We start from the raw sequence: 21535 nt of genomic DNA, 5'->3' as shown, positions 1-21535 counted from the left end.
GCCAGCGCACCGCCGCAGAGACCTGCACCACCACCGCGCGGTCCCGCACGCCTGCACCGCCAGCCGCCAAGGCACCACACCTAAGCCCGGACTTGCGCGCGGTCGTGTCCATGCACACCGGCGGCCGCCAAGGCACTAAGCCTAGGCCCCGACCTGCGCGCGGTCGTGTCCACGTACACCGGCAACCGCCAGCGCGAAACAAGTCCATCAACCGAACTGCGCCAACCAGCGAGGTCACCAAACCTTAGGCGAAGCCGTAAAAATCGCCTGTACCCCACATCCCAACCGCACCGCGGTCAGCTCACTCCGCCTCCGCCCCCGCCTCCGCCCCCGCCCCAAACCGCGCGCCGCCGAGCAGCGCCAGCAGCCGGTCCCAGTGCAGCTGCAGTCCCTCGGCGCTGAAGGCCGATGTGTCGGCCATCGTGAATCCGTGCACGGTGCCCGGGTAGATCTCCGAGGTGTAGCGCACTCCCGTCGCGTCCAGTGCCTTGTTCAGTTCGGCGACGTGCTCCGGGCGCATGTCGGTCTCGGCGTGGCCGATGTGGACGTCGGCGGTGATCGTCGGGATGAGGGCGCGGTGGGGGCTCTCGGGCGTGTCGTTGACCAGCTTGCCGGCGTGGAAGGATGCGACGGCCGCCACCTGGTCGGGGAACGCCGCGGCGGTGCGCAGGGCCTGGCCGCCGCCCATGCAGTAGCCCATCACCGCGACCGGGCCGGGGGTGACGCCCGGCTGCTCCGACAGGAACGTCAGGTACGCCTCGGCGTCGCTCAGCGCCTGCTCCGAAGTGAGCGCCTGCAACATCGGCAGCAGCTGTTCGACCGCCTTGTGCCGCTCGTCCTCGCCGACGAAGTCGGGCAGGTCGATCAGCGGCGCCGTCCCGTGCCGGTAGAACACGTTGGGGACCAGCACGTAGTACCCGTGCTCGGCCAGCTCGACGGCCTTGCGCTCCAGCTCGGGCCGGATGCCGAAGATGTCCATGTACAGCAGCACCCCCGGATGCCGCCCGCCGCCCTCGGGAACGGCGGCGATAGCGTCGGCCTGGCCGTCGGGGGTCGGAATCTGCAGCGCTACGGTCGGCATGGTCTCTCCTACAATCCTGCGATGATCTGCGACGGTGATGGGGCGGCGGTCCGGCGGTGATGGGCGGCGGTGCGGCGGTGATGGGGCGGCGGGGCGGTACGGCGGCTACGCGCCACTCACAAAAGCAACCGCGCCCGCCAACTCTTCCACGATCCCACGCCCCGAGCGCACAACCCTCAGGCGCCCTCCACCACCCCCGCGAGCCGCGCACGCCGCGCAAGCCCGAACTCTGCGACTACCCCGAAAGCGGACTTCGGCTCCCAGTTGAGCTCCGCATACTCCCCCACCGCAACCCCCGGCGGCAGCACCCTGACGATCCCGAAACTCGCCGCGTCGAAGTCCCGCTCCGGCTCCGCCTCACGGTCCCCGAGCGTCGGCATGTCCCAGCGCGCGAAGGTGTAGACGAACGCCGCCTCGACCCCGGCGGCGTCGTAGATCCCCAGCATCTCCCGCACGTAGCCGGCCTGCTCCTCCTCATCGCGAACAGTCCCCTCCGCCATCCGCGCCGGCCGCGCGTCCTCGCCCCACTCCACAATCGCGTCGCCCCGCGACGCCAACGCAGCGGCACCGCGAAACGCGCCACAGCCGAACTCCGTAACGGCAAACGGCTTCCCCTGCGAGACCTGAGCCCTCAACGCCTCAGGAAACATCGCAGCATTGGTCGCATCGCGGTACCCGGCATCGCTGGCAATCACATCGAACAGCGTCCAGTCCACCCGCTCGAACGCCACCGACGCATAGCCGACCACCCCACGAAACCGAGCCCGAACCTCGACAAGCACCCGCGCCAAGAACGCGTTCAGATCAACGTTCAACCGCGGCAGCAACCCCCGGAACCGCACCGGATCGCCCAACACCGCGGCCCGCTCCTGAAACGTCTCCCCCGGCAGAAACCCATCGGTGAACAACGTGATCTCCGACCCGGCAAGGAAAACCACCCGTGCCCCCTCAGCACGCAGCCGCTCAGCACGCTCAGCCGCATCAACCAGGAACCCGAACAGCTCCTCCCGACTCAGCCCATTCGTGAACGGGCAGTACCAAACCTCCAGCCCGACCGCAGCCGCCGCACGCGCGGCGATCTCCAACCGCTCCGCGACCCCGCCAGTGATACGCACAGCATCGCAGTGCAGGTCCTCGCGGATCACCCGCATCTCACGCTGCACAATGTCCGGCAGGAACGGTTCGTGGTTGGTGGTCCCGGCGGTCGTGAACCCGGTGTCGTACGTGACGCCGAAAACGCGCATCGCAATCTCCGATCACGGAAGCAAGCTTAGGGTACGTAGCGTACCCTATCCTCGAAAGGACACCCCGCCATGCCGCCCGACCAGCACCGCGAAACCCCCACCCGCCGCCGGGGCGCGGAGCTGGAGGACGCGATCCTGCGGGCCGCCGCCGAGGAACTCCGCGAATCCGGCTACGGCGGCATGACGATGGACCGCGTGGCGCAGCGCGCCGGAACGAACAAGAACGCGATCTACCGCCGCTGGCCGGCCCGCGCCGCCCTCGGTGTGGCCGCCTACCGCCACCTGGTCGCCGGCGAGCTACAGGTCCCGGACACCGGCACGCTGCGCGGCGACGCCCTGGCCCTGCTCCGAGCCGCGAACACGACCTGGTCCTCCCCCCAAGGCGCCGTCCTCCGCAACCTGCTCGCGGCGGCGGCAGACGACCCGGACCTGCTCACGCTCCTTCGCGAACAGGCCGGCGGCAACGCCATGGACGCCGCGTGGCTGACGCTCCTGGAGCACGCGGTGGCGCGCGGCGAGGCTCCGCACGAAGCCATCCATCCGCGCGTCGCCTCGCTGCCGATCATGGTGCTGCGCGGAGAGTACGCCGTGCGGGGCCTTCCCGAGGTCCCCGACGAGGTCGTCGTCGAGATCGTGGACGAGGTCTTCCTGCCGCTGGTGCGAGGGCGCGCCGCATCGACGTAAGCAGGGCCAGAGCGGGGCCAGAAGCACTCAGAAATCGATGCGCATCACAACACGCCGCGGCGACGCCCTGCCGCCGGTGCCCAGGACATCCGCAGCCGGAACGCCCGCTCCTCATCGGAGACGTTCTTCCAATCACTGCCAGGGCTCTTGAACCGCTGGCAGTAGCACCGGCGCCCATGGCAGTTCGCGGACCCGAGCACCGCTTGCAGGTCCGGCCACCTGGCCAGGTTCGCCGGGACGATCACGGCGTGTCCGCCTCCAGAAGTTGGGGGATCGCGTTCCGCAAATAGAGACGCGCCCCCGGCTTGTAGTAGTGGACCCCGTCCCAGCGGTAGGAGCGGCTGGAGGCGATGGTCGGGTCCTGGCAGAACTGCGCCGGCGGGTAGAGCGCGCGGACGTGGTGCGCCGGGTCCTGGGCGTAGGACGCCAGCAGGGTGTTGACGTGCGCGACCCGCGAATCGTCGCCGCGCTCGGGCCACAGGCCGCCGGAGCTCCCCGCAGTGTGGGTCGGCCGGTAACAAGGCAGCAGCGCCAGGTCGAGCTGCGGCAGGCCGGTGGCCTTCAGGGTGCTGACGGCCTGGCCCAGCCGGTCGGTGAAGTACGCGTCCCAGCCGGAGCTGCCGAACGGCAGCGCGGCGCCGTCCACCTGCTCGTCGAACAGGTCCCAGGCGCCGACCATCAGCAGCGCGGTGTCGGCGTGGTCGCGCTCGATCCGGGAGGCCCACTTGGCGACCGTGGCGCCGCATTCGGCGTCCAGGTCGCGGCGGTCGCCGGCGCCGCTGCTGATGCGGCCGCCGAGGAAGTCGCAGCCTTCGGTGGTGTCGTCGAGGAGGTGGACGTAGGCGGCGGTGTCCGGGGGCCGGTTGATGTACAGGGTCATGCCCTGCGAGTCGCCGATCAGGGCCACGCGCGGCGGGTGCGCCGGACGCGGCGGGAGCGCGGTCGGGTAGGAGGGGGTGGCTCCGCCGACCGAGGCGGCGTGCGGGTGAGGTTGCGGCGCGCTGCCGTGCGGCTCGTCCAAGGCGGCGGCCGGCCGGTTGTCGACGGCGACGGCTCGCGCGTCGACAGGGTGCGCGGCAGCGGTCGTGACCAGCGTGTCGGTGAGCATGGCGGCCGCCGTGAGCACGGCCAGCGCCGATCCGGCGGTCGCCAGCGGCACGCCGAGCTCGCGCCGTCCGAACGCCTCGCGCGCCCGCGCGGCGGCCCGGCCGAGGGCGCCGTGACGGATCGGCGTCTCGATGAAGCGGTAGGTGAGGTCGGCGAACACCACGGAGAGCAGGACGCGCACCAGCAGCACGGTCTGCGGAGGCCAGGCGACGTCGACGCCGGGGCGCGTGACGTCGAAGATCGGCCAGTGCCACAGGTAGAGCGCATAGGAGCGCTCGCCGAGCCAGACGAAGGGCCGGCCGGACAGCAGCCCGGACACCGCGGTGCCGGAGACCAGGGTCCTGATAAGGACGGCCGAGGCGATGGACACCGCGATGAGGCCCATCGGATAGAGCGTGGGCGAGGACGCGGGGACGGCGGCGAAGGCCCACAGGATGCCGGCCAACGTGAGGAACGACGCCGATTCGACGGCGATGCGGCGCAGGGTCTGCGCGGTCGAACCGTTTCCGTCTCCGGCCGCCACCGCTCCAGCCGCCACCGCACGCCCCGGCTTCTCCCGCGCGATCTGCATCAGCGCGGCCAGCACGCCGATCAGCAGCTCGAAGGCGCGGGTGTCGGTGCCGTAGTAGACGCGGGAGGGGTCGCGCCACGGCGAGTAGAGCAGGACGGACAGCCCGACCGAGCAGACCGCCAGCAGCGTGGCCCACCCGACGGCACGCCACAGGGCCCTGATCCGCTCGGCGCGCTCCGACTGCGGCGACCGGCCGAGCGCGACCAGCAGGAACACCGGCCAGACGACGTAGAACTGCTCCTCGACGGCCAGCGACCACAGATGCATCACCAGGCTCGGCCGGCCGGTGCCGCCGAAGTAGGACTGGCCCTTGGCGACGAACCACCAGTTGGTGACGTAGAACAGCGAGGCGGTGGCGTCGCCGCGGAAGCCCGCGGCCTCACCGGGCAGCCGCAGCACCACGTAAGCGCAGACGGCCGCCAGGACCACGAACAGCGCCGGCAGCAGGCGGCGCGCGCGGCGGTGGTAGAAGCGGCGCAGGGCTACGGCACCGGTCGCGAGGTACTCGCGGGCGAGCAGGCCGGTGATGAGGTAGCCGGACAGGACGAAGAAGACGTCGACGCCGAGGAAGCCGCCGCGGGCCCGGGAGATGCCGGCATGATAGAGGAGGACGGCGGCCACGGCCAGGGCGCGGAGTCCGTCGAGGGCGGGGATGCGGGTCGGTGTGCTGGCAGCCGGGTCCGATTCCGGGTCCAGCTCCGGACCCTCCTCAGGTGCCTGTTCGGACTCCCGCCCCAGCTGCTCCCCGCGCGCCTCGATCCCGGCGATCGTCCTCAGCTCGGCGACGTCATCGGCTCGCACTGCGCCGACGGATCGCCCGGAGGCGATGCCGAAGACCGGCAGTTCCACGAAACGATGACGCGGAAGCGGCCGCGCCCCCTCATCAGGCTCCATAAGTCCCCTTATGCACCACTTCCCGCGGGGCATTAACGCAGTTAGACGGGAGTCCGGAGCCGAATCACCCGTCCAGCGGAGACAGATCGTTTAAGGATGCTTATATGACGTGTGGTTGATCGCGGAATCGTTGGAGCAGCGCGCGGTAACGCTCGTCCGCGCCGGGGACTTCGGCGTAGTGCGCGTCGTGGTGGGTCTCGGCCCACGTGTAGAGCGGGTGGTCCCGCTCCTCGGCGGCGTGGACCGCGGCGAGGGTGCCGCGTCCGCGGTGGATCACGTGGCCGTCGGCGAAGTGCAGACCCCGCGGCTCGCCGCCTCGGCCAGGAACCGCGCCGATCCGTCGCGGGAGCCGTTGTCCACGACCACGATCTCCAGCTTCGGCCAGGTCACAATGGTGCGCAGCGACCAGAGCAGGAACGCCGTCAGCTCTAGCGTGTTGTACGAGACGGTCACGACCGCGACGCGGCCTTCGTCCACCGTCGGCGTCTGCGGCCACCACACGAGATCGTCGGCCACTCGCAGCAGCCTGTCACGCGCCACCACGCTCGTCACCTGCATTACCTCGTCACCTGCACTAACGCGCCATCAGCGTCACTCGCGGCGCAGCTGCCGCAGCGTCCATCCGCGTCCGGCCTCATCAAGGCCCTGCGTCGCGGCGGTGAACAGCTCCGCCGCGCGGCGGTAGGACAGCCGGCCGCGGCCGGTCACCCGGCACAGGTCGTGGGCGGGGGTGTCGGCGGGCGCGCGGCGGTCGGTCAGGAACAGCGGGCCCGTGGGGCGTCCGGCGGCGAGCAGGGCCAGCAGGCGTCCGGTCGTGGGGCGCCAGTGCAGGGGTTCGCCGGGGAGGCGGGGGTGGGTGCGGCGGCCGTTCGGGTCCAGGTCGGGGACGTCCAGGGCGAGGATGCGCCCGATGCCGCCGCCGCTGTCGTAGACCGCGTGCCACAGGGCTTGTTCGCGCAGCGGCGCGCGGAGGCGCAGGACCGCGCGTGCCTGCTCGTCGCTCAGCGGCTCGACGCTTCGGGCGGTCGCGGTGCGGCGGCGGATGCCGGCGGTCGGGTCGCAGGCCACCCATTCGCGGGCGCGCCACCAGGTCAGGGCGCTGCGGAGGATCGCCAGTTCGCGGTTCGCGGTGCGGGCGCCGACGGCCGCCTCGCGGGCGGCGAAGCCGGCGGCCAGGCGGGACGGTGCCGAGGCGCTGTCGAGCTGCCCGAGCGGTACCACCGGCGCCGGCGCGCCCCGGCGGGCCGGGCCGACCGGCGACTCGCGCTCGACCAGCAGCCAGGACCAGGTGGTCAGCGCGATCCGGTAGACCCGCTGCGAGGCCGCGCTCAGGCCGGCGGAGGCCAGGAACCGCTCGACCGCGACCGCGTATTCCACCGGCGGTGCGAAGTCCGAAGTTACCGCAGTAAACATGCTTCCGCTCCCTCCTTTCAGCGAGCCCAAAAGAAGTGTAGTACGACTGGTCAAGACAGGTGTTTACTGCGACAGATATAGCCGCTCATAAAGTTTATGCAAAGAGACTCAACTTAAGCGCAGAAAACTCTTGAGCGGCACTCTGCCGAGCGGCGACGCTCCCGATGTGTCTCGAATCTTCTCCACGCTGGCCGACAAGGACTTCCGGTGGTTCTTCACCGGCTACCTGACCTCCCGGCTCGGTACCTCCATGGCCCCGGTCGCCACCGCCTTCGCCGTCCTGCACACCGGCGCCGGGCCCGGCGGCCTGGGCTGGGTGATGGCCGCGCGCATCGTGCCGGTGATCCTGCTCCTGCTGCTCGGCGGGGTGTTCGCGGACCGGCTCGGCGGCCGGAAGGTGATGATCGCCTCCGACCTGCTGCGCTGCGGGGCGCAGGCGGCCTTCGGGCTGCTGGTGCTCACCGGGCACGCCACGCTGACCGCGATGATCGTCACGGCGGCGCTGTCCGGCGTCGGCGAGGGCGTCTTCAGCCCCTCGCTGCAGGCGCTGATCCCGCGGCTCATCCCGGCCGGGCGGCGGAGCGACGCCAACGCCATGCTCAGCGTGGCGGTGTCCAGCGCGGGGGTCGCCGGTCCCGCGCTCGGCGGCATGATCGCGGCGGCCTTCGGCGGGGCCGCGGGGCCGGCGTCAGTGTTGTTCATCGACGCCGGGAGCTACGCGGTCAGCGTCGTGGTGCTGCTGCGCCTGGCGCACGTGCCGCAGCCGGAGCCCGGCGAGCGGACCACGATCATCAGGGATCTGCGGGACGGGTGGGACGAGTTCCGCTCGCGGACCTGGCTGTGGCTGAGCACGCTGCAGTTCGCGCTCTTCAACGCCCTGGTCTGGGCCCCGTATCTGGTGCTGGGGCCGGTGGTGGCCGAGCACCGGCTCGGCGGGGCCGGCGCGTGGGGCCTGGTGCTGGCCGCGAACAGCGCGGGGTCGATCCTCGGCGGGCTGGCGCTGCTGGGGCGCAGGCCGAAGCGGCCGTTCCTGATCTCGGTGGTCGCCACCTTCGGCTACGTCTGCACGCCCGCGCTGCTGGCCAGCGACCTGTCGCTGCCGTTCGTGTGCGCGGCCGCGGCGGTCACCGGGGTCGGCGGGGCGGTCGGGGGCGCGCTGGACACCACCGTGATGCAGGCGCGGGTGCCGGCCGAGGTGCTGGGGCGGATCACGGCGTACCAGACGCTCGGCGCGTTCGCGCTGGGGCCGCTCGGGCTGGTGGCGGCCGGGCCGTTGGGGGCGGCGTTCGGGATCGGGGCGTTCCTGGCGTTCGGGGCGGTGTTCCAGTTCGCGACGGTCGCGCTGATGCTCGCTTTGCCCGCTGTACGGCGACTTGACCTGGAAGATGCCGACTTGTCAGAACCCTCCGCTACGGTCGAAACAGTGATCGAACCCGAACCCGCATCGCCGACCGCGCCGAGCCTGGAGTCCTCGACCGCCCCCTCGGCATCGCCCTCGCCATCAGGAGGTTGACCATGACCGCCGAAGCCGCCGCGCTCGCCACCGCCACCGGCGACCGCTGGACCCGGCACCCCGACCACGTCCGCCGCCGAGCCGGCCGGGCGATCTGGGACGCCGCCGAGGCCGAGCCGGATCCGCTCCGGGCCATCGACGCCGCGCGCCGGCTGGCCGCCGACCTCGTGGACCGCCTGGCCCGCACCGCGCCCGACGGCGAACACCTGGCCACCTGCCTGGCGCACGGCCCGCGCGGCGAGCCGGGGCTGGCCGCCGACCTGGCGCTGTCCCGGCGCGGACGGCGCTGTCTCACCGACCGCGAGGGCGCCGGGACCACGTTCGGCGGGCTGCTGGTGCTCGGCGCGCTCACCGGCGCCCCGCTCGGGCTGATCCTGCGCAGCTGCCGCGGCCCCTGCCACACGCTGCCCGGCCACGAGTCCACGCTGCGCGGCTGGGTGGTGCGCGAGCGGCGGGCGCAGCCGATGAGCCGCGGGGCCGTCCGGACGATCGCGCACGGCGGACGGCGGCCGCATCCCGCGCTGCCGCAGCACCCGGAGGAGGGAACTCACTATGAAAAGGCCTACTCGCTGTACCAGGCTGGGGAGGACGCCTGATGCGAGGAGGTGGCTTTCGTGGCGACGGCGGATCGAGATCGGGATCGAGATCTGGACGAACGCGGCGAGGGCGCGCGTTCCGGTTCAGGCACGGGTTCCGGCTCCGGTCGCAATTCTGGTTCCGCTGCTGGTCCCGATTCCGACTCGGATCGCGAGCGCCGCCGTCGGGCCTGGCGCGATCGGGCCGAGGCCGGGCGGGCCGCATCCCGCGCCTCCCGCGCCGAGGCCCAGGCCGCCGCCTTCCGGGCCGCGCTCGCCGACCGCCTCGTCGCCGAGGGCGCGATCAGCACGCCCGAGGTCGCGGCGGCCGTCCGCGCCGTGCCCCGGCACCTGTTCACGCCTGGGCTGGCGCTGGAAACGGCGTACGCGAACCGGGTCGTGTTCGTGAAGCGCGACCGGCACGGCGTCCCGACCAGCTCGGTGAGCGCGCCCGACATCCAGGCGATCATGCTGGAGCAGGCCGGCATCCGGCCCGGCATGCGGCTGCTGGAGATCGGCTCCGGCGGCTACAACGCCGCGCTGATGGCCGAGCTCGCCGGACCGGACGGCGAGGTCACCACCGTCGACATCGACCCGGCGGTGACCGACCGCGCGCGCGGCTGCCTGGATGAGGCCGGCTACACCGCCGTGCACGTGGTCACCGCCGACGCCGCGGCCGGGGTGCCCGAGCACGCGCCGTACGACCGCGTCGTGGTGACGGTCGAGGCCTGGGACCTGCCGCCGGCCTGGATCAGGCAGTTGACGCCGCGGGGCCGCGTCGTCGTGCCGCTGCTGCTGCACGGCATGACCCGCTCGGTGGCCTTCGACCGCGAGGACGACCGCCTCGTCAGCCGCTCCACGCGGCTGTGCGGATTCGTCAAGATGCAGGGCGCGGGCAGCCATCCCGAGGACGGACTCCTGCTCAACGACGGCGATCTCACCGTCGCCGCCGACGATCTCGACGCGATCCCCGACGCGGCGCGCGTCGAGGCGCACCTGCGCGGCCCGCGCGCCGAGCGCTGGTCCGGCGTCCGGGTCTGGCGCTGGGAGCCGTGGGACACGCTGCCGCTGTGGCTCGCCACCGAGTTCCCCGGCTACTGCCAGCTGACCGTGCACGTCCCCGGCGCCCCGGCCGCACCGGGCCGGCCGGGTGCGCCGGGCACCGAACCCCTGGAACCGGCGTTGGCCACCGCCACTCCCGCCGTCGCCACCCCCGCCGGCTTCGCCCACCTCACCGCGCGCGCCCGCCCCGACGGCCGCATCGAACTCGGCGCTCACGCCTTCGGCCCGGGCGCCGCGCAGCTGGCCTCCGCGCTGGCCGACAGCACCGCGGTGTGGAGTCGTGAGCAGCGGCTGGGCTCCGGGCCGGTCATCACCGCCCGGCCGATCGGCGGCCCGGCCCCGGATGCGGGTGTGATCGGCGTGCGGGAGCATGTGCGCCTGGCCGTGACCTGGCCGCCTGCATCGAGGTAGGCCGGATCGGGTAAATGCACTACGTCGCCATGCGCGACGCAGCGCACCGACGGGGAGGAAGACCGACCCATGCGACTCACGCGCCCCGAGACCCGACCCGAGACCCGACCCGAGATCCGACCCGAGTCCCGCCCCGCGACTCGACTCCGTACCCGAACTCGCACCCCCGGCATCCGCAGCAGCCGCAGCACTCGCAGCACCCGAACTCGTACCTGTGCGGCCGCGCTGGCCTGCTGCACCGCAACCCTCTGTCTGACCGCCTCGTGCAGCAGCGGCCACAAGAAGCCGGACGCGGCGCCGACCGGTTCGACGACATCGTCGACCTCTGTTTCGGGCAACGTCTCGCCGCTCACCGGTCTGCCGGGACCGGCCGGGAAGATCCTCGCGGTCAAGATCGACAACATCGTCTACGCGCGACCACAGACCGGTCTGGCCTCGGCCGACGTCGTCTACGCGATTGAGGTCGAGGGCGGCCTCTCGCGCTTCCTGGCCGTGTACGACTCCAACCATCTGCCGGCCGGCGGCAAGATCGGGCCGGTGCGCAGCGCCCGGGAGAGCGACCTGCCGATCCTGGAGCAGTACGGCAAAGTCGACTTCGCCTACTCCGGCGCGCTGAGCGTGTTCCTACCGGTGCTGGCCGCCGCGGACATCTCCAACACGAGCCCCGATCAGGACGGCGCCGCGTTCTCCCGCGACGACTCGCGCAACGCGCCCTACAACGAGTACCTGAACCCGGCCAAGGTACTGAGCGACTTCCCTGATACCGCCGCCGCCAAGGACATCGGCTTCCGCTTCGGCGCCGCGCCGGCCGGCGGCGTCCCGACCGCGACCGCCACGGCGCGCATGCCCTCGGCGTCCTTCACCTTCACCTGGGACGCGGGCAAAGGCGAGTACCTGATCGCGATGGACGGCCGGGACGCCTCCACCACCGACGGCGGTGCGCTCGGGGCGCCGACCATCGTGCTGCAGAAGGTCGCCGAGACGACGTCGCCGCGCGGTTTCCACGACGTGCCCGACCAGCTCTCGCCGTACGCGCCGACGGTCGGCACCGGTCAGGCTGTGGTGCTGCGGGACGGCAACTCCTACACCGGCACCTGGTCGCGTCCGAACGACGCCGCCACGACCAGCTTCACCGTCAACGGCCGGCCGATGCCGTTCCACCCCGGCCAGGTCTGGATCGTGCTCACGCCGCAATAAGCTCACGCCGCGACAGCCGGCGCTCGGGACCGACCGATCAGGCCACGAACCCAGAGCGCTGCCACCGCTTCAACGTCGGCCCGCCCATCAGCCCGAGCTCCTCGAAGAACGGCACCACCTTCGCCGCGGCCCGCCGCTTCACCTCCAGGTGGTACGGGTTACCCTTCGCCATCCGCCGCGCGGCCACCGGGTCCGCGATCCCGACCCGCTTGTAGACGGCCGGGTTCACCATGAACTCGCCGACCACCACCGCGCTCTCGGCCGCGACCAGCCGCGCGTGCTCCCGCTCCAGCCGCCCGGCGCGCGGGACACGCCGCGCCAGCGCCTCGCGGGCGTAGCTGACGTGCCGGGTCTCCTCGATCACGTGGATCTTCGACACCTGCCGCACCAGGGGCTGCACCCGCTCGTCGCGGATCATCTCGCGCTGCATGACGTCGACGATCTCCTCCCCCATGAGCGTGCCCACCCACATCGGCGCGCCCTGGAGCAGCACCGGAACATAGCGACCCAGCGTGTTGAGATACCCGGGCCGGCCGTACGGCCGCGCCCCGACCGTCTCGATCATGCGGATGAACATCAGCGAATGCCGGCACTCGTCCCCGACCTCGGTGTACGCGTACTGCACGTGCCGCGACTCCGGCCGATGCCGCTCGTAGGCCATCTTCAACAGCATGCGCATGAGGATGGTCTCGAACCAGATCCCCATCGACATGATGTTGACGATCTCCTGCTTGCTCAGCTCGATCCGCTGCTCCGCGGTCATCCGCTCCCACAGCGGCGTGCCGTACAGGGAGACGTGCTCCGGTACGGCGTAGAACAGATCCGCCGGCTGCTCCTGCTCCCAGTCGACCTCGTGCACCGGGTCGAAGGAGTGCTTCGCGGACGCGTCCAGCAGCTTCTCCGCCACCTGTTCCCGGTCAAGCGTCCCGCGCGCCATGTCCCATCCCCTTGCTCCAGGGCTACCGGCGGCCGCGTCACCCACCGAAGAACCAGCCGCACAGCCGCGCATGCCAGGTCCGGCTGCGATACCGGCAAGCCTGGTCACTATTGGACTGAAAGTCAAGAGTGGCGGCGCGGAAACGATTCGACCACGGCGGCCGCCGTCCGGCTCCGTGTCGCTACGTGGACAAGTACGTGGTTTCGCCGATGCGGACGACCACGGCCGGCAGGACTCTGGAGGCGACAGCACCGCGCGACTCGGAGGTTCTGATGGATCCGGCGACAGGCTCGGACGCCCGAATCGTGACGGCACAAATAACGCTATTGATTCGCTATTGTTTGTGGTTGGATGACCATACATGGGGCGCCGATCGCGGAAAGTCGCGAAGGATGGTGCTCCGTGATTCGCCGTCGCGTTACTTGTGTACTGTCGGGAGTTCCTGGAAGCTTCACCGTTTCGTGCACTTCCACGGTGTTTGAACGATAAAAGATACACCCACGCTCGGCCGAGGCTCGTCCCCCGGTGGGACGGCCGCAGCAGGCGTGCGCCCACGGATCGCCACGCCGAGGAGGGCACATGAAGATTGCGTCGTTTTGCGTTGATCCCGTCGCACGGCTCCGGTCGGGCAGGCGCTTCGACCCCGCGTGTTTGGCGCGTACGCGGACAGAGGTCAGGAGCGCCGGCTATGGAGCCTAGGCTGTTAGAGGCTTACACCGGTGCCGCCGCCATGGGCCCGGTGATCGGAAAGCACAAAGGCGTTGCGGCTCTGCTGGAGGAGCGCGTCGATGCGCTCGCTTATGTAATGGTGCGTGCTTATCAGGACTCCATCACCGAATATCGCGCGATCACCGACGAGTCGCTGCTCACCGACGTCCGCGAGGTGTCGGCGGCGACGGTCCGGTGCTGCCTGAACGCGATGCGGACCGGCGAACTGCGCGACGAGGACTTCGTGCCGATGATCGAGGGCGCCCGGCGGCGGGCCCTGCAGGGCATCGACCGCGAAGCGGTGTTGCGGGCCTACCGGCTCGGCGTCCAGGTGTTCTGGCGGGAGGTGACAGGGACGCTCGCCGTCACCGGCACGACGAGCGACCACGACCTGGCCTCGATGGCGGCGTTCGTGCTCGAGTTCGCCGACCGGATCAGCACCGAGGTGGCCGCGGTCTACGCGGACCAGTCCCCCCGGGACGCCCGGGTCATGGAACAGCGGCCTCGGACCCGGCTGTTCGACGCGGTGCTCGCCGGGACCGTGGCCGACCACCACCGGGGCGTGGACGCCTTCGCCGCGAAGCACTGCGTGGCGGTGGCCGAGGTCCGGGGCAGCGCACCGCTCGCCGACCTGGAGAAGGTCGGCAGGACGTTGGTGAACCACGCCGGCGCGCTGTTCTGGACCGTGCGCCACCACAGTGTCATCGCCGCGATCGAGATGCCCGGCCAGGGCCGGGAGCACCTGGTGCGCAGCCTGGCCGGGCTGCCGGCGGGCCGGATCGTCGGCATCGGGCTGGGACAGGTCGCCGACGACGCCGGCCAGACCCGTCTGAGCTACGGCGAGGCGCTGGACGCGCTGCGGGTCGGTCTCGGCATCACCGGCGGGGCGGCGATCCGTCCGGTGTTCGACCACCACCAGCTGGCGCCGCTGATCGCGATGCTCGCCGACCTGGACCGGGCCCGGCGGTTCGCGGGCGCCGCGCTGGCCCCACTGACCCCGGTGATGGACCGCCGATGGGTGATACCGACCGTTGACGCCTACCTGTCGCACGGCGGCCGGTTGAAGGAGGTCGCGTCGGTGCTGAACGTGCATCAGAACACTGTCAAATATCGCATCAGCGAATTGCGACCGTTCCTTGATCTGGCGGCGTGTGGCGGCGAGGAATCGGCGGCGTTGCTGATGGCTGTGCGTGTTCACATGTATCTCTCGACCGACGCCAAGGAGAACGCCCCGTAGATCGTGGCTTCACGGCGTTCGGCGGCTTCCCGCGTTCCGTGGCTTCACATCGCCGTTGGCAGCGATGTGCCCGCCGCAACCGGCCACCGCCGACCGCTTCTCAGGTCCCTGATCGCACGCGACGATCGTTGCGGCCAGTCCGCGCCGAAGTACGTGCAGGCATCTTCATAGGGAGATCGCGCCATGAAGATCCAAGGAATCGAAGACGACGATCCCGCCGCCGACCACGAGTCGGCGGTCGCGCTGGTCGGCATGTCGGGACGATTCCCCGGCGCGTCCACGGTCGCGCAGCTGTGGGACGACCTCACCCGCGGCCGGCTGGGCCTGCGCGCGATCACGGACGAGGAGGCGGTCGCGGCGGGCCTGGACCCGGCCGTGACCGCCGACCCGGGCTACGTGCGCGTCGGCGGACCGGTCGACGGGATCGAGCTGTTCGACGCCGCGGTCTTCGGCTTCACCGAGCGCGAGGCCGAGATCATGGAGCCGCAGCACCGGCTGCTGCTCGAGTGCGCGTGGGAAGCCCTGGAGAGCGCCGGATACCGGCCGACCGAGCCGGACGGCGTGGTGGGGATCTACGCGGGCTGCTCGTTCCCCGACTACATGCTGCGCAACCTGCGCCTGGCGAAGGATCCGGAGGCGGCGAAGTCCTTCGCGGCCGGGAACGAGCGCGACTCGCTGACCTCGCTGGTGAGCTACAAGCTGGGGCTGCGCGGGCCCGGGGTGACCGTGCAGAGCTTCTGCTCGACCTCGCTGGTCGCCGTGCACCTGGCCTGCCAGAGCCTGCTCACCTACGAGACCGACATCGCGCTGGCCGGCGGCGCCTCGCTGCCGCTGCCGCAGCCGGCCGGGTACGTGCACCGGCCCGACGGGATCCACTCGCCGGACGGCCGGATCCGTCCGTTCGACGCCGAGGCGAACGGCACGGTCCCGGGCTCCGGGGTCGCGGTCGTGGCGCTCAAGCGGATGGCGGACGCACTCGCCGACGGCGACGTCATCCACGCGGTGATCCTCGGCTCCGCGGTGAACAACGACGGCCGCGACCGCGCGGGCTACGGCGCCCCGGGCGTGGACGGCGAGGCCGAGGCGATCTCGGCCGCGCTGGCCGTCGCCGGGGTCAAGCCGGAATCGGTGGGCTACGTCGAGTGCCACGCCATCGGCACGCCGCTGGGCGACTCGATCGAGCTGGCGGCGCTCGGCCGGGTGTTCAAGGACTCGGACGGCACCCGCGTCCTGGGCTCGGTGAAGCCGGCGGTCGGGCACCTCGACGCCGCGTCGGGCGTCACGGCCCTCATCCGCGCCGCGCTGTGCCTGCGGCACGCGCTGCTGCCCGCGGTGCCCGGCTTCCGGACACCCAACCCGGCGCTGGCCGCGAGCGAGGGCCGGTTCACGGTGCTGACGCGGGACCAGCCGTGGCCGGCCGGGCCCGAACCGCGGCGCGCGGGGGTCAGCTCGTTCGGCGTGGGCGGCACCAACGCGCATGTGGTGCTGGAGGAGGCACCGGTCCGCGAGTCGGGCGCGGCGCGCGCTACGGGTCCGCAGCTGCTGGCGTTCTCGGCGGCGGACGAGGAGGCGCTGGGCCAGGTGGCCGAGCGGCTGCGTGGCCACCTTCGGCGCGTGATGGAGGGGTCGGAGGGGTCGGAGGAATCGCAGAGTCTTGCGGACATCGCCTTCACGCTCCAGGTGTCGCGGGGGCGGTTCGCGCTGCGGCGGGCTGTGGTGTGCCGCGATCTCGGTGATGCGATCGAGGCTATGGGCGATCCGGCGCGGTGGATTGAGGGGCTGACGCAGCGGCGGGATCCGCAGGTTCGCATCGTGGTGCCCGAGGAGCTGACCGGGGCGGTGTGGGCGGAGCTGGGCGCGGCGATCGCCGGGCTGGTGTCGCAGGATGTTGCGGTGGGGCGTGTAGCAGTGCTGGAGGCCTTGCGGGTGGCTCTGGATGGCCTCGGGGTACGTGCGACGATCGGGGACAACCAGGGTTCGACCAATACCGTCGAGCTCGCGGTCGATCCTGCGGCGGGTGGCGCGGCCGAGTGGCTGGTGGCGGCGCTGGGCAGGCTGTGGCTCGCGGGTTCGCGGATCGATTGGAAGGCGCTGCATCGGGGCGCTGGTCGGCGCGTCGAGCTCCCGACGTACCCGTTCCAGCGCAAGCGCCATTGGATCGACGCTGACGCGTCTGCCTCGCTCGATACCAAGACGGTCAGCGACTTCGAGCCGCGGGTTCGTTCGTACGTGCCGATCTGGCGCCCACTCCCCCGGCCGACCGCAGACCTCGACACGCGCCTGCGGGCTGCGGGTCCCTGGCTGCTGCTGGGCGCCGACTCCGTGATGAGTCCGCTCGAACACAGGCTGCTGATAGCCGGCGCCGAAGTGATCGAGTCCGAGGCGGACCTCAGGGATCTGATTGTCGCGCCGCGCATCTGTGTCGTCCACGAAAGCGGGATCGAGAGCGCGCCAACGTTCGTGGACGCGCTCCGCGAAGCGCTCCCGACGGCGAGGGTCGGCCTGGTGTTCCTGACCTCGCAGGCGGTCGGCGTGAGCGGGGCGGACCTGGCGCATCCGGAGCAGGCCCCGATCGGGGCGTTCGCGGGGCAGGTGGGCGGCCGGCACATCGACATCGACGGCTTCGCGGACGTGGACCAGACGCTCGCGGCGATGGTGGGCGAATACCAGGGGCCCACGGCTGTTCGCGGTGCCGATGTGTGGGTGCGCGACTATGAGCTGGTCGAGCTCGACGGTCCCGGTCAGCAGCGCCGATCCGGGTCGTTTCGCGAGCAGATTGTTGGGATCGCCGGCGTCGAGGGCACCGCCGTCCAAGCAGCCAAAGCCTCGTTGGAGGCCGCGGGCGCCAAGGTGATCGTGATCAGCGCGGATGATGGCGATGCCGGAGACTGCCGCCTCATCGCACTGTGCCCTGATTCGCCGGACGGCGCGGCACTCGCGGCTCGCGCACACGCAGCCCGCCAGAGGGGCCACGGCAGATGGCTCGCCCTGACGTGGGACGAGTCGATCGCCGGCGACGACCACCAGCAGCAGCAGTCAGCGCTGTCCGTCGCCCTGCGCTTCCTGGAAGGCGCCGTGGCGGCCAGCAGCCACTTGGCTCAGGTCGTCATCACGAACGGCTCGCCGCAGCGCGGTTTTCGGTCACACGTCGCCTCCACCGCCGACGCCGACCCCGACGCCACCCGCGCCGAGCGAACCGCCCGACCCACCCTCGCGGTCCCCTACATCGAGCCCGACGCCGGCCTCGAACGCTCGATCGCCGACGCCTGGATCCGCACCCTGAACGTGGAGCCCATCGGCGCCGACGACAACTTCTTCGAGCTCGGCGGCCGGTCCCTCACCGCGGTCCAGCTGGCCGTCAGCATCGGCTCCGAGCAGGCCGTGACGCTGCCGGCCACCGCCATCGTGGAGCACCCGACGGTACGCGGGCTCGCCTCCTGCATCCGCGACACCTGACACCTGACACCGAATAGAAGATTCGCCCGCATCCTCGGCAGGAGGATGCGGGCGAATCGGCCTTATACCGCCTCAGCCTTCGACGGCCCCGCGGATGAAAGCGCGCGTGGCCTCGGCGTGCTCCAGGACGGCGAAGTGCCCGCCGGAGAGCAGGTGCATCCGGAAGCCGCGGCTGGTCTGCCGGCCCCAGCCGCGCATCTGCGCGACGCTGGCCCGCGGGTCGGCGGTGGCGGCGATCGCCGTGACCGGCACGCCGAGCCGCGGCTCCGGCTGGTAGCCGTAGGTGTCGCGGACTGTCAGGTCGCCACGGAAGGGCGGCAGGATCAGGCGCCGGACCGAGCGGTCGGCCAGGATCGGCTCCGGCGTCCCGCCGAGCCGGCGCAGCAGGCCCACCACCTCCTCGTCGCTCATCTCCGACACCGGAGGCTGGCCGTCGTTCCCTTCGAGCAGGTCCGGGGCGGAACAACCGGAGACGATCAGGTGCACCGGCGCCAGGCCCGCGCGGCGCCGGATCTCGCGGACCAGCTCGAAGCCGACCAGCGCGCCGAGGCTGTGGCCGTACACCGCGTACGCGCCGCGCGTCCGCTGCCGCTCCAGGATCGCGTCCGCGAGCTCGTCCACCAACGGGGCCATCCGCGTATAAGGGGTCTCCCTCATCCGCGTCTCGCGGCCGGGCAGCTGGATCGGCGCCACCGCGATGCCGCCGAGCCGCCCGGCCCAGGACCGGTACACCGACGCCGATCCGCCCGCGTGCGGCAGGCAGTACAGGACCGTCTCGCCCTCCGGCACGCCGAACGGCAGGCACGCGACCGGATCGGCCGCCGCGGGCTCGACCGCGACGACGCTCACTGCTCCACCTCCAGCACCACGTAGCCCGGCGGGTCCTGCAGCGCGCTGGTGTCGGCGGCGAGCACCACGTGCGCGCCGTCCCGGGAGACCTCGCGGAATCCGCTGAACGCGTAGGTGATCTGCATCATCCGGTTGCGGCCGGTCTCCACGAAGTCGGCCAGCAGTCCGGCGCCGTCCGCGCGTGCCCGGCCCATGATGTGGTTGAGCAGCACCGAGCCGACCCCGCGGGACATCACCCGGCAGGACATCAGCATCATGTTCAGCCGCCAGTCCGGCCGCCCCTTCTCCACCAGGGCCACGCCGATCTTGCCGTAGGAGCCGAAGCGGTCGGTGAGGGAGGCGACGAGCAGCAGGTGGTCGGGCGACTCCCGCAGCGCGTCGAGCTCGTCGTAGGAGTAGGTGCGGCCGGTCGCGTTGAGCTGGTTGGTGCGGATCGTCAGTTCCTCGGCGCGCTGGAGGTCCTCGCGCCGTGCCGGGGCGATGGTGAACGTCATGTCCAGGCTGGCCAGGAACTGCTCGCTGGTGCCCTTGAACTCGGTCTCCAGCTCCTCCCGCTCCAGTTGGCTGCGGTACATGCCGCGGCGCTGCGCCGACTCGTCGGTGACGAACCGGGGGTGGAAGTCCGGCCGGAGCAGCACCTCGTCCACGTCGAGCACGTCGACGCAGGTGACCTCCGGCAGCGCGAACTCGACCTCGGCCCGCTCGAACTCCTGGTCGTCGACGAAGGCGAACGCGTCCAGGCCCAGGTTGAGCCGGGTCGCGATGCGCCGGATCGACTCGGACTTGGCGTCCCAGCCGATCTGCGGGCACAGGAAGAGGTCGTCGATCCCGAACTCGCGCAGCTTCGCCGTCGCGAGCTCGGGGTCGTTCTTGCTGGAGATCGAGTGCAGCACGCCGAGGCCGTCGAGCCTGCGGATGTGCTCGACCATGCCGGGGCGCAGCCGGACCTGCTCGTCCTCCAGCAGCACACCGTCCCAGAGCGTGTGGTCCAGGTCCCAGACCACGCATTTGACGCGGCCCTGCACCGGCTTCGCCGGGACCGCGAGTCCGGGTTCCGTCGTGGTGCTCACCGGGCCCACTCCTTGTTCGTGTCGGTCGTCGGCAACCGGTCCCGAAACGCCTCGCCGGCGATCGTGATCCGCTGGATCTCGGTGCTGCCCTCGATGATCTCCATGACCTTCGAGTCCCGGTAGAGCCGCGCGGCCGGGTGGCCGGGGCTGCAACCGAGCGCGCCGTGGATCTGCACGGCCTCCGAGGCGTGCCGGGCGGCGGCCGTGGAGGCGAAGTACTTCGCGATCCACGTCGCCATGATTGTCGCCGGATCCCCGGCGTCCTTGAGCCGGCCGGCCTCGGCGCACAGCAGCCGGGCCGCGCGCACGTCGGTGACCATGTCGGAGAGCTTGGCCTGGATCAGCTGCAGGTCGCGCAGCGGCTGCCCGCCGACGGTGCGCCGGGCCGCGTGCGCCGCGCTCAGGTCGACGCAGGCCTGGATGATGCCGACCGAGCCCGAGGCGACGGAGAAGCGTCCCAGGTCGAGCGTCCCGGTCAGCACCATGCCGGAGGCGAACGCGCCCGGGCCGAGCAGCGCGTCCGGTCCCAGCCGCACGTCGGTGAACCGCACCTCGGCGACCAGCGACGCCCGGGTGCCGAGCATGTCGTCGATCGGCGCCACCTCCACGCCCGGGGTGTCGCGCGGGACGAGCAGCGCGACGATGCTCTGCCCGGCCCTGGCGAAGACCAGGAAGAGGTCGGCGCGCCGGCCGCCGGTGATCCAGGTTTTGACACCGTTGAGCAGCCAGCCGCCGCCGGGCCGCTCGGCGGCCGAGGAGGCGATGCCGGCGGCGTCGCTGCCGGCCCCCGGCTCGGACAGGCAGAAGGCGCCCAGGACGCGGCCGGCGGCCAGCTCGGGCGCCCAGCGCTCGAGCTGGTCCCGGCTGCCCCAGCGCTGGAGCGCCCAGGAGACCATGGTGTGCACGGTCAGCAGGCTGCGCATCGAGGAGCAGCCCCGGCCGAACTCCTCGTGGATCTCCCCGAGCGTGGTCATGGCCAGGCCGTGGCCGCCGAACTCGGGGCTCAGGAACGGGGCCCAGAGCCCTTCGGCCGCCACCGCCCGCAGGAGTTCTTCGGGGATCTCGCCGAGGCGGTCGTAGTCCTCGGCGTTCGGCACGATGTGCTTGTCCACGAACGTGCGCGCGCTGTCGCGGTCGGGCGCGGTCTGCGCGGGCGGCACGGGCGGCACGGGCGCTGTGGCGGCGAGCGCCGCAGCGTCCGGCTCGGTGGTCGGTTCGATGGTCGGTTCGGTAAGGGTGCTGGTCATACCCCGCCGCCTAAGCGACCGGCGCGGGCGCGACGTGCCGGGCGACGAGCCCGGTCATCGCCGCGACGGTGCGGAAGTTGTCGATGCGCAGGTCGTCGTTGCCGATGGTGATGCCGAAGGTCTTCTCGATGTACATCACCAGCTCCATGGCGAACAGGGAGTTGATGAAACCGAGCGAGAAGATGTCGTCGGTCTCGGTGAAGTCCGCCTCCGGGAAGCGGGCGTGGATGAAGCTGGTGATCTGCTCGCCGGTGTTCTCGGCCATGGCCGTCTCCTCGG

At 71.6% G+C, this 21535-nt stretch carries 18 protein-coding genes; 7 read left to right on the top strand and 11 right to left on the bottom strand.

Going from position 1 to position 21535, the window contains the following annotated elements:
- Positions 1–301: 301 nt before the first annotated feature.
- Both ABH920_RS19185 and ABH920_RS19180 read right to left on the bottom strand, forming a co-directional pair.
- Positions 302–1081: a dienelactone hydrolase family protein gene (locus ABH920_RS19185; protein ID WP_370350399.1), complete on the bottom strand. Its 780-nt coding sequence runs from the start codon at positions 1079–1081 to the stop codon at positions 302–304.
- 176 nt (positions 1082–1257) lie between these two features.
- Positions 1258–2325, bottom strand: a complete 1068-nt coding sequence (locus tag ABH920_RS19180; protein WP_370350398.1) for a hypothetical protein — start codon at positions 2323–2325, stop codon at positions 1258–1260.
- 69 nt (positions 2326–2394) lie between these two features.
- Here ABH920_RS19180 and ABH920_RS19175 point away from each other — a divergent pair, with 69 nt between their 5' ends.
- Positions 2395–3009, top strand: coding sequence for a TetR/AcrR family transcriptional regulator (locus ABH920_RS19175; RefSeq protein ID WP_370350397.1), 615 nt, complete (start codon positions 2395–2397; stop codon positions 3007–3009).
- A 241-nt stretch (positions 3010–3250) separates the two neighbouring features.
- On the opposite strand, the gene ABH920_RS19170 is transcribed toward ABH920_RS19175, so the two are convergent.
- The 4 genes from ABH920_RS19170 to ABH920_RS19155 form a co-directional block, all read right to left on the bottom strand.
- Entirely contained in the window at positions 3251–5536 is a 2286-nt protein-coding gene (locus tag ABH920_RS19170) for an acyltransferase family protein (RefSeq protein ID WP_370350396.1), read from the bottom strand.
- A gap of 145 nt (positions 5537–5681) precedes the next feature.
- Positions 5682–5858, bottom strand: a complete 177-nt coding sequence (locus tag ABH920_RS19165; RefSeq protein ID WP_370350395.1) for a hypothetical protein — start codon at positions 5856–5858, stop codon at positions 5682–5684.
- Positions 5855–6139, bottom strand: a complete 285-nt coding sequence (locus tag ABH920_RS19160) for a glycosyltransferase family 2 protein (RefSeq protein WP_370350394.1) — start codon at positions 6137–6139, stop codon at positions 5855–5857. The genes ABH920_RS19165 and ABH920_RS19160 overlap by 4 nt, the downstream gene beginning before the upstream one ends.
- A gap of 33 nt (positions 6140–6172) precedes the next feature.
- On the bottom strand, positions 6173–6994 hold the full coding sequence (locus ABH920_RS19155; RefSeq protein ID WP_370350393.1) for a hypothetical protein: 822 nt from the start codon (positions 6992–6994) through the stop codon (positions 6173–6175).
- A 166-nt stretch (positions 6995–7160) separates the two neighbouring features.
- On the opposite strand from ABH920_RS19155, the gene ABH920_RS19150 reads away from it, so the two are divergent.
- The 4 genes from ABH920_RS19150 to ABH920_RS19135 all read left to right on the top strand — a co-directional run bounded on the left by ABH920_RS19150 (position 7161) and on the right by ABH920_RS19135 (position 11752).
- Positions 7161–8507, top strand: a complete 1347-nt coding sequence (locus ABH920_RS19150) for an MFS transporter (protein ID WP_370350392.1) — start codon at positions 7161–7163, stop codon at positions 8505–8507.
- Between the two features lie 2 nt (positions 8508–8509).
- Positions 8510–9103, top strand: a complete 594-nt coding sequence (locus tag ABH920_RS19145; RefSeq protein WP_370350391.1) for a hypothetical protein — start codon at positions 8510–8512, stop codon at positions 9101–9103.
- Positions 9104–9121: 18 nt separating this feature from the next.
- Positions 9122–10555, top strand: coding sequence for a methyltransferase, FxLD system (fxlM, locus tag ABH920_RS19140; RefSeq protein WP_370350390.1), 1434 nt, complete (start codon positions 9122–9124; stop codon positions 10553–10555).
- Between the two features lie 69 nt (positions 10556–10624).
- Positions 10625–11752, top strand: coding sequence for a DUF3048 domain-containing protein (locus ABH920_RS19135; RefSeq protein WP_370350389.1), 1128 nt, complete (start codon positions 10625–10627; stop codon positions 11750–11752).
- A gap of 37 nt (positions 11753–11789) precedes the next feature.
- On the opposite strand, the gene ABH920_RS19130 is transcribed toward ABH920_RS19135, so the two are convergent.
- Positions 11790–12689, bottom strand: a complete 900-nt coding sequence (locus ABH920_RS19130) for a diiron oxygenase (protein WP_370350388.1) — start codon at positions 12687–12689, stop codon at positions 11790–11792.
- A 688-nt stretch (positions 12690–13377) separates the two neighbouring features.
- Between ABH920_RS19130 and ABH920_RS19125 the strand changes: the two genes are divergently transcribed.
- Positions 13378–14634, top strand: coding sequence for a PucR family transcriptional regulator (locus ABH920_RS19125; RefSeq protein WP_370350386.1), 1257 nt, complete (start codon positions 13378–13380; stop codon positions 14632–14634).
- Positions 14635–14817: 183 nt separating this feature from the next.
- On the top strand, positions 14818–18090 hold the full coding sequence (locus tag ABH920_RS19120) for a beta-ketoacyl synthase N-terminal-like domain-containing protein (RefSeq protein WP_370350385.1): 3273 nt from the start codon (positions 14818–14820) through the stop codon (positions 18088–18090).
- Positions 18091–18162: 72 nt separating this feature from the next.
- Here ABH920_RS19120 and ABH920_RS19115 read toward each other — a convergent pair whose 3' ends face one another.
- From ABH920_RS19115 to ABH920_RS19100, 4 genes are read right to left on the bottom strand one after another with little or no spacing between them, the layout of a single operon-like run.
- Positions 18163–18939, bottom strand: coding sequence for a thioesterase II family protein (locus tag ABH920_RS19115; RefSeq protein WP_370350384.1), 777 nt, complete (start codon positions 18937–18939; stop codon positions 18163–18165).
- Entirely contained in the window at positions 18936–20009 is a 1074-nt protein-coding gene (locus ABH920_RS19110) for an HAD-IIIC family phosphatase (protein WP_370350383.1), read from the bottom strand. The genes ABH920_RS19115 and ABH920_RS19110 overlap by 4 nt, the downstream gene beginning before the upstream one ends.
- Positions 20006–21256, bottom strand: a complete 1251-nt coding sequence (locus ABH920_RS19105; RefSeq protein ID WP_370350382.1) for an acyl-CoA dehydrogenase family protein — start codon at positions 21254–21256, stop codon at positions 20006–20008. Before ABH920_RS19105 ends, ABH920_RS19110 begins: the two co-directional genes overlap by 4 nt.
- A 10-nt stretch (positions 21257–21266) precedes the next feature.
- Positions 21267–21521 (bottom strand): acyl carrier protein, encoded by a 255-nt coding sequence (locus ABH920_RS19100; protein WP_370350381.1) that lies wholly within the window; start codon positions 21519–21521, stop codon positions 21267–21269.
- Positions 21522–21535 lie beyond the last annotated feature (14 nt).

Source organism: Catenulispora sp. EB89 (genome assembly GCF_041261445.1).
In the GTDB taxonomy this organism is placed as follows: domain Bacteria; phylum Actinomycetota; class Actinomycetes; order Streptomycetales; family Catenulisporaceae; genus Catenulispora.
Note: the sequence above shows the minus strand (reverse complement) of the source record. Positions and strands in the feature narration are given on the sequence as shown.

What these genes read in the sequence shown, in the direction of transcription:
- ABH920_RS19185 (WP_370350399.1), bottom strand. Translation starts at nt 1,081, where the DNA reads ATGCCGACCGTAGCGCTGCAGATTCCGACCCCCGACGGCCAGGCCGAC.
- ABH920_RS19180 (WP_370350398.1), bottom strand. Translation starts at nt 2,325, where the DNA reads ATGCGCGTTTTCGGCGTCACGTACGACACCGGGTTCACGACCGCCGGG.
- ABH920_RS19175 (WP_370350397.1), top strand. Translation starts at nt 2,395, where the DNA reads ATGCCGCCCGACCAGCACCGCGAAACCCCCACCCGCCGCCGGGGCGCG.
- ABH920_RS19160 (WP_370350394.1), bottom strand. Translation starts at nt 6,139, where the DNA reads ATGCAGGTGACGAGCGTGGTGGCGCGTGACAGGCTGCTGCGAGTGGCC.
- ABH920_RS19155 (WP_370350393.1), bottom strand. Translation starts at nt 6,994, where the DNA reads ATGTTTACTGCGGTAACTTCGGACTTCGCACCGCCGGTGGAATACGCG.
- ABH920_RS19145 (WP_370350391.1), top strand. Translation starts at nt 8,510, where the DNA reads ATGACCGCCGAAGCCGCCGCGCTCGCCACCGCCACCGGCGACCGCTGG.
- ABH920_RS19135 (WP_370350389.1), top strand. Translation starts at nt 10,625, where the DNA reads ATGCGACTCACGCGCCCCGAGACCCGACCCGAGACCCGACCCGAGATC.
- ABH920_RS19130 (WP_370350388.1), bottom strand. Translation starts at nt 12,689, where the DNA reads ATGGCGCGCGGGACGCTTGACCGGGAACAGGTGGCGGAGAAGCTGCTG.
- ABH920_RS19125 (WP_370350386.1), top strand. Translation starts at nt 13,378, where the DNA reads ATGGAGCCTAGGCTGTTAGAGGCTTACACCGGTGCCGCCGCCATGGGC.
- ABH920_RS19120 (WP_370350385.1), top strand. Translation starts at nt 14,818, where the DNA reads ATGAAGATCCAAGGAATCGAAGACGACGATCCCGCCGCCGACCACGAG.
- ABH920_RS19105 (WP_370350382.1), bottom strand. Translation starts at nt 21,256, where the DNA reads ATGACCAGCACCCTTACCGAACCGACCATCGAACCGACCACCGAGCCG.
- ABH920_RS19100 (WP_370350381.1), bottom strand. Translation starts at nt 21,521, where the DNA reads ATGGCCGAGAACACCGGCGAGCAGATCACCAGCTTCATCCACGCCCGC.